General features: G+C 24.6%; 7 protein-coding genes and 1 pseudogene. 5 read left to right on the forward strand and 3 right to left on the reverse strand.

Translation table 4 applies throughout. The annotated features are described in order from the left end of the window. The 4 genes and pseudogenes from BST80_RS02755 to BST80_RS02770 form a co-directional block, all read left to right on the forward strand. Positions 1-840 (forward strand): annotated as a pseudogene (locus BST80_RS02755) (hypothetical protein); the annotation flags it as partial. A 350-nt stretch (positions 841-1,190) separates the two neighbouring features. Beyond that, the gene (locus BST80_RS02760; RefSeq protein ID WP_415745866.1) at positions 1,191-1,760 is read left to right on the forward strand and encodes a hypothetical protein; all 570 of its coding nucleotides are present in this window, start codon (positions 1,191-1,193) and stop codon (positions 1,758-1,760) included. A 12-nt stretch (positions 1,761-1,772) separates the two neighbouring features. Continuing rightward, positions 1,773-2,531, forward strand: coding sequence for a hypothetical protein (locus BST80_RS02765; protein ID WP_415745867.1), 759 nt, complete (start codon positions 1,773-1,775; stop codon positions 2,529-2,531). 14 nt (positions 2,532-2,545) lie between these two features. After that, positions 2,546-3,277, forward strand: coding sequence for a hypothetical protein (locus tag BST80_RS02770; protein WP_415745868.1), 732 nt, complete (start codon positions 2,546-2,548; stop codon positions 3,275-3,277). Between the two features lie 242 nt (positions 3,278-3,519). On the opposite strand, the gene BST80_RS02775 is transcribed toward BST80_RS02770, so the two are convergent. The 3 genes from BST80_RS02775 to BST80_RS02785 form a co-directional block, all read right to left on the reverse strand. Next, on the reverse strand, positions 3,520-4,338 hold the full coding sequence (locus tag BST80_RS02775) for a threonine/serine dehydratase (protein ID WP_415745872.1): 819 nt from the start codon (positions 4,336-4,338) through the stop codon (positions 3,520-3,522). Between the two features lie 215 nt (positions 4,339-4,553). Next, the gene (locus BST80_RS02780; RefSeq protein ID WP_415745869.1) at positions 4,554-5,531 is read right to left on the reverse strand and encodes an ABC transporter ATP-binding protein; all 978 of its coding nucleotides are present in this window, start codon (positions 5,529-5,531) and stop codon (positions 4,554-4,556) included. A 25-nt stretch (positions 5,532-5,556) separates the two neighbouring features. Next, complete coding sequence (locus tag BST80_RS02785; protein ID WP_415745870.1) at positions 5,557-7,410, reverse strand: ABC transporter permease; 1,854 nt, start codon at positions 7,408-7,410, stop codon at positions 5,557-5,559. A 173-nt stretch (positions 7,411-7,583) separates the two neighbouring features. Here BST80_RS02785 and BST80_RS02790 point away from each other — a divergent pair. Continuing rightward, on the forward strand, positions 7,584-8,372 hold a 789-nt coding region (locus BST80_RS02790; RefSeq protein WP_415745871.1), incomplete at its 3' end, for an IS481 family transposase.

The following is an 8,372-nucleotide window of genomic DNA, read 5'->3' on the forward strand; positions in this document are numbered from 1 at the left end:
ATTTCTATTTTAAATATATTTTATAGGAATTTTAAAATAACTAGGTTATGCAAGAAGTCTATTGTAAAAAATAAAATAGCAACTAAAAAACAAGAATTTAATAATGCAAAAATAAAATTAAAACAAGAAAAAGAAAAACTTATATATAAAAGGACTAATACAAGAATCAATGAAATTGAAAAATATTATAAATTTTTAAGTAGTGATGAATTAAAACTAACAATAACAAATGATACTTGAAAAGAAATAAATAATTTATTTTTCTTAAATCTGAAAGAAGAATTTTTATTTGAATTAACAATTAAAATTACTTTTTTTGCCAAAGAAGATCACTCTGGCTTAGGCGGGTCAATTACTGATGCGGATATAAGTTCTTTGGCATATTTAATTTGAGAGCATTTTAGTTATTATTATAATTTAACATGGAACTTAGATGTTAATCAAGCAATAGAAATTACTTCCTATTCTGGATATGACCATGGATATTGAGACACTGCTGATCCCTCTAGAAAAAATAGAGTTGTTGGTGAAAATACATCGGAAATATTTTGTGAAGAAGAAGAAAAACTTGAAATAAAAACATCTTTTCATAGTTCAAAACAAGAATATGAAAAGGCACAAGCAGAATATAAACCAGCAGCAGAAAAATATATAAAAACAGAAGAAAAATATAATGAAGAAAAAGACGAATTTATAATAAAAACATTTGATTATGAAATCTTTTTAAGAAAAGAAAATAATAGTTATACAATAAAAGATAAAAATGTTACAAAACAAAAACTTAATTATGAAAAAGTAAAATTAGAAAAAGTAAAAAAAGAATTTGATTTAGTAGAATAAGACCTTAAAAAAATACAAGAAGAATTATAAAAAAATCAGTTAAATAATATAAGGCATATAGTGATTTTTCTGATAAACTGGGTCCTAATTTTTCATGATATTTTGTTTGATATTCTCATAAAATTTATTCTGATAATCAACGTAACTTTAATTTTTGTCTAATATAGTTTATAACTTCAAGATTAATGATTATTTTCTGGTGGCATTTTAATCGTTTAATCTTGCTTTTTTATGTATAGCCGGTACCTAAAAATTTATTCTAAGCTTTTATTAAGAAAGATAGTATTTTTAAAAGAAAATGCTATAATCATTGTAAACAAGGGAGAAATTATTAAATTAGGTGATTATTGATGGAGAAAGCAACACAAGATTTTCAAAAAAATAATGTTCGGTTAACAAGAATGTATTTTACTACACCAATGGAAGTTATTGCTAGAATTATGATTTTAATTGGACAAGCGGTTATGCTAGGAGTAATTATTATTGTATCAGCTTCTTTAGCAATGATTGCAACTAGTAAATTACCAATTCCTGCCGTTTTTAATAATTTTGGTTTAGCTGATGGTGTTTTTCGTGGTCTTACCATTGTTATTGCTCTGTTTGGAATTATCTTTTCTTTAATATTTATAGTTCCAACATTAATTGTTCATAATATTAACCTTTTAAAGGTAACTGGAATTATTTTTAATACAGTCGGATGCATCTTTGTTTTACTAATGTTAGGATTAAGCATTATTGCATATCTTTATATTCCTGTTCGGCTAAATTTACCAGGGGTAATTATGGCTGGACTTTGTATGTTAATGTTATTTTGAGGTAGTTTTTTATTATGATTCTCAGCAATTCGTCAGCAGAAACGAATTAACCTTGCTGTTGCTGAAAGTTTAGATTTTAGTTCTAAATTAAATATAGTTGAATAGGAAGGTGCTTTAATGAAAAAAACAGAAAATAGTAAAACAATAAATCAAGAACAATCAGCAAAAGTAGTAAAAAAAATGCAGTTTGTTGTTGATAATTGTCCGCTAGTTTTAAAAAATTTAGATAAAACTGTTATTGATCACACCGTAAAATCATTAGGGGAATATGAATTAAATCGAAAGCAACAAATTCGTCCATTACCTTACCAATACAACATTGAAGCAAGTAAGTATTATTTTTCTACTAAAAGTGAAACAATAGCGAGAACTTTAATTGTCTTTTCACAATTATTGTTAATTGTAGTTGCTCTAATATATATTCCAACGTTAGGGCAGGTAGGAGCACAATTTATTATTTCTTTATTATCCAAATTTAAAACTCCATTTACTGATCAAATTGTAGTAATTGGTCAACCAATTGTAATTGGAATAATTATTTTATTAGCTATTTTATGGGTTACAACATTCTTTTTTATAACAATTCCAATTTTAATTATTAAAACATTAAAAACTGTTAATATTTGAATAATTATTGTTAGTATTGTTGGTAATATTAATTGCTTTTCAATTCTTGGATTAGCTATTTTACAATTTATTTATGCTAAAAATTCAGTTGCTGGATTAAATATTAACCCATTTGTTTTACCTTCAATTGCGATTGTTGCTTTTTGTTGTTTTATATTGGGGTGCTTATTTTTAAAAAGTGATCGTAAAAAATATCAAACCAAATTAGAAAATGAAATATCAAACCAAATTAGAGCACTAAGAGAGTAAGGAGAAAAACTATTATGTTAACAAAAATTAGTTCAAAACTAGATGAATTAGCACTCCAATGAAATACACGAATTGAAGTTGCAACACGTTTATTAGTTATTAGTTTTTCAATTTTAGGAACTTTTATGGGTTATTTTATTAGTGCTGGTTGTGCAATGGCTTATAATAATATTAAAAATTTAACAGGTGTTATTTCCCATCGAACTTATGAATTACATTATATTATTGCTGGTATTGTTGGTCTAATTTGTGCTTGTTTTTTCTTTTGTTTTATTGGTTTGCCATATGTAAAATTAAAAAAAGCAGCTATTTTAAAAAGTTGAGTTATTATTTCAAGTATTTTTGCAATAATATATTATACAACATGTTTTACCTTAGCAGTAATTTTTATGAATATGTTTAACACTATGAATAATTATTTTATTGTGGGTTTTACTTTACTTATTATTTGTTTTTTAGTAATTTTTTTATCATATTTTTTATTATGACGTGAAGTAAAAAAACAATGAATTTTACGAAAAAAATTTGAGTATTTAGCAGATGAAGAACAAATGAAACAAGTAGAAACAAAATTAGCAACTTTAGAATTACGACGTCAGCGCCTTGTTGAATTAGAAACGATTAAGTATAATAAAGAAAAGTATAGTTTAAATCATTTAAAGGAAAAAAAGAAAAATATTTATGTACAAAAACCTGTTTTAGAAGAGCAAGAACAAGAAGTTTTAAAATCATCTAAACAAGAATAATAGACTTCTTGCATAACCTAGTTATTTTAAAATTCCTATAAAATATATTTAAAATAGAAATTATAGGAATCTAAAATTATGAAATTTGATAAATTTGATTTTATTAATGATAAAGAATTATTCCGATTAACAGGAATAAAACAAGCCACTTTTAATAAAATCAAATTTATCAAATTTCATAATTTTAGATTCCTATAATTTCTATTTTAAATATATTTTATAGGAATTTTAAAATAACTAGGTTATGCAAGAAGTCTATTAAATAATATGGCAGCAGTTGTTACCGCACCGGCTCCTTCCGCCACAATTTTACAATTTTCAAATAAAAATAAAATTGTTTCTGCAATTTTTGCTTCTGAAACTAAAATAACATCATCAACATGTTTATTTAAAATATTAAAAGTAATATCCCCACATTGTTTAACAGCAATTTCATCAGCAATTGACAATTTACCTTGAACAGAAAATGGTCTATTCATTTTTCGTGCTTCATAATAACTTGGAACATTTTGGGTTTGTACTCCAATTAATTTACACTTTGGATTAACTGCTTTGATATAAGTGGCAATCCCTGACAAAATGCCCCCACCAATTGGAACAAGAACATAATCAAGATCCTGTAATTCTTCTAAAATTTCAATTGCAATTGTCCCTTGGCCACTAATAACATCAAGGTCATTAAATGCATGAACAAAAACTTTATTTTCTGCTTTAGCAATTTCTAATACTTTTTTGTTAGCATCATCAAAAAAATCACCATGTAAAATTACTTCAACACCATAATTTTTTGTGGCATTAATTTTACTAATTGGTGCTGTTTGCGGCATCACGATTGTTGCTGGCACTTTTAATAAATTAGCTGCAAAGCTAACCCCCTGTGAATGATTCCCAGCACTTGCTGCTACTCCTTTTGCAATTATTTCATGTTTTAGTTCCATCATTTTTGCTAACGCCCCACGTAGTTTAAATGAACCGGCACGTTGTAAGTTTTCTAATTTTAGATATACTTCATTGCCCGTAATTTGACTTAATTTTGTTGCAAAAATCAATGGTGTTTTAATATAATAATATGGCTTTTAATTTTTTTATATGTACTTTCAATTTTTTCTTTTGAAATATCAAATTCCATACAATTTGCTCTTTTTTAAATATTGGACCTAATTTAATTATAATAAAAAAATACTTTAATGCCCATTAAAATATTTTTAAAGATTACTTTCTTTAATTTTGTTACATAATTACATTTAAAATTTATGCTGGTTAATTAACCTTGTTGCTATTTCTTCAACTGTTTCTTTCATAATTTACGATTAGTAGTCATATTAGGAGGTAGCGTAATATTTAATTTTTGTAATAGAAAATCAAATGAAAATTCAACTTCACTAATTTTAGCAATTTTAATTTGTTTTTTTAATGCATATTGAGTAACATAATATAAATGTAATGGTGAATTTAAAACAAAATTTAACGAATTATTTGCTCGATCATATCAGTTTGGTACTCGGTTTGAATTAAAATAACGAATCATTGCTTGAGGATTATTAGTCACTAGATAATAACTATTTTTAATATTAAAGGCAGCTAATTGCCCCGTATAAATTTGCGTTCCATTCATTACCATTGTAAATTCATCAATATAGTCTTTAATTTCATCTAGTAAATGGGATGAAAAAAAGACAGTTTTACCGCGAAGTGTTAATTGTTTTAAGTAAAAAATAATTTTTTTTCGATTATTAATATCTAATCCCGCTTCTGGTTCATCTAAAATTAAAATTTCAGGATCATGAATAATACCTTGAATAATCATTACTCTTTTTTTCATTCCTGATGAAAATGAATTAACATCTTTATCACGGTGTTCTCAAATTTCTAATAATTTCATTAAATATTCAATGCGGTCACGAAGATATTTCCCTCGTAAACCATTTGTTTTTCCTAAATATTTTAAAAAATTATAAGAACTAATATTTTCAGGAAAAGTAACAAACTCAGGAACATAACCAATCATTTTTTTCATACTAATTTTTGTTGCTTTTTTAACAAAAATTGTAATATCACCATGAAATCCCTTTAAACCACCAATTAAAGATTTAATGAAAACTGTTTTTCCACTTCCAGAAGCACCTAAAATGGCATGTAATTTTCCACGACTAACATTAAAATTAAATGGACCAACAATACTATTTTTAAACTTTTTGATAAAATTACGCGAAGCAATTGCCACATCGCTAAGTACTAATGCATTATTATTCATGTTTTAACATCTCCTTTCCCCTNCCTTAAGTAATATTTTTGCGACGTAAAATTAAATAAGCATTAATTAAAAATAAACCAGATATTCCTAAATAAACATATAACAATAAATTAATATTTAAAAATGGTGGTACATCAAGGTCAACTTTTTTATCTTGTTGTAATGCTATTGGGAAATCTTGATAACTCATTAAATAATTGTTTTGAACACTAAAATCAATATTACTTCGTTGCAATGGTTCAAATCAAAATGGAACATATGATAAAGAACTTGTTCAAATTTGATTTCAATGTTCAATAATATTAATTTTAGAAATTAATTCATAAGTTTGAATTAAATCATCATATTTTTGTCATTCGGTATTTATTTTAATTGGTACACCTTCAAGTAATTTATAATCTATTATTTTTTTTAAAATATTAATTTCAATTTCTCTTAAAACATAAAGTGTTTTAATTTCAAAACCATCTTCAATTCTATCTTCGGCGCCAAAATAATTAAGAATTCAATCTTGAAACTCAGTACCATTATCATATTCTGAATCAACTGGTGATATCCCAGTTCGAGCAAATTCAGAACGAAAAACATTTACTGGATTAAATCCATTTGGCTCAGATAACTTTCGTTCTTCTGTTCCTACTTTACTATCAGATGATGATAAACTATAATAGGATTTATTTAAATCAAAGTAAAATAATGAATTTCCATTTAAATCATTTGTTCTAAGATACAAGTCTCACGATTTTGCACTTCTTCCAATAAAGTTAATAGCATCAAGTAATTCTTGATGAATTTCATTATTTGAATCTAATTCTCCTGGTGATTTGAAAAAGAAATTTGTCGCAAAGTTTACTTTCATTTGAAGATTACTTCCGCCAANTTTATTAATAATTTCAAAAATGGTTTCATCCTTATTATCATATTTATATTTTGTTATTTTATCTCACTTATTAAGTTGGCTAATTGTATAACTAGCTTCTTTTGGTTTTGTTAAACCTAATNATTGATAAAATTCTAATCGTTTAATTCGCAAAGTAGGATCACTTGTAATATTTTCATAGTCTCGCGTTTTAAAAACTTTATCTAAATCATCATAATCTCACGAATTATAAAAATCTCAAATTTTGCTAGTTAAATTATCATATTTAATTAATTTTTTTTCTAAATTTCTTTTAAAATTAATTGTACTTTTAATAATATGNACAGGATAAGGCTGTTTAGTCATATTGGTGTCAACAAATGATAAATCAATTGTATTAGCTAAACTCATAATTAACGAATATGGCATCCCACCAACTAAAAATAAACTACAGAAAATAACAACAATTAATAAAACTACTTGTGAATTTAAAAAAGTTACCGCAAATAAAATACCACTTGATGCAAAAAAAGATAATGCTAAAGAATATAAAAATAATTTCAATAATAAATTTTGATAAACTTGTAAATACTCTGGATCATTATTAATTAAATAACCAATATAACCAATTCCTAAAGCAAATAAAATAATTGTTCCTAAGAAAAAGATAATCAAAATTCAAAGTGAAATTAATTTTAAGAAAAATAAAGTAAATCGAGAATATGGTTTGGAAATTAAAAGTAAATATGTCCCATCTTCAAATTCTCGACCAAAAATTTTAATGATAACTAACAACACAAACAATAATAATAAAATATTATTAAAAATAAACACTCCGTATTGAAAATTTTTTAAAAAATCATAAATATTTGTTGAAGATAAAAAAAGAGTAATTGCAATTGCACCAAATAAAACAAGTGANAATAACACTAAAACTCAAACTGCCATTGAACGGCGGATTTTAAAAATTGAAAATGATATTATTGAATATCATGAATTTGATTTACCTTTTTTAAGCATTTTATTCTCCATCTATTTTCTTAAATTACTCAATTTATGTCTCTTAATTTTATAGCAAGGTATTCATACAATATGTATTTTATCATTTTTTAATTTGTTTTACTAGTATAACTAATTTTTAAATTGTGAAAACCATATACATTTTAGACCACTGATTTAGTCTTTAAATTAGAATGGAGATTAAAATGAAAAAGTATATGGTAACAAGCATTCCAACTGAAAATGAATTATATTCATTACAACGAAAAATAAAAAAATGATATTTACAACAAAAACTTACAAAAGAAATAAATTATATTTATCAAAATGTCATTAATTATTTTAATTTATGTCAGAAATACTATTTATATGAAAATTCACTAAATAGCTTAATTAAATTATTTTATAAGTCAAAACAAACTTTTTATAATTGAGCTAAAAAGATTCAACTTTGTCTTAAAGAAAAATTAAATTTTCTGGTTTTAGCTAAAAAACCAACGAGACCAATTAAAATTAATAACCATTATTCAAAAACTTACAAAATTGCTGTTGCAAAAATGATGAAAAAATATCGCCAAGAATATGGAACTGGAATTTATGAATTTTATAATTTAACTTTAGCTGGATTTTTCACATATAAAAATGAAGTAATTAAACATAACATTAAAACTTTAATGAAATGAAATAAAGAATTTAATAATTTTTATCCTAAAAACAAGAAAATTAGGATTTATAAACGTTATGAAATGCATGAATTAGGCCATCTACAACATGATATTAAAATTCTGACACCAAATATGACTGGTTTTAAACGTAATTTATATTTATATGATTTTATTGATGAAAAATCACGCTTTGGTCTTGCTTATTTATCTGAAAATAAGGGNCAATCATCAGCAATTGGTATTTTTAATCAAGCTTATAATGATTTTTTAAATAATAAAATTAAAATAAAAAGAATTAGAACTGATAATGGACCGGAA

It is taken from the genome of Spiroplasma sp. Moj (assembly GCF_016082285.1).
Lineage (GTDB): Bacteria > Bacillota_I > Bacilli_A > Mycoplasmatales > Mycoplasmataceae > Spiroplasma > Spiroplasma phoeniceum.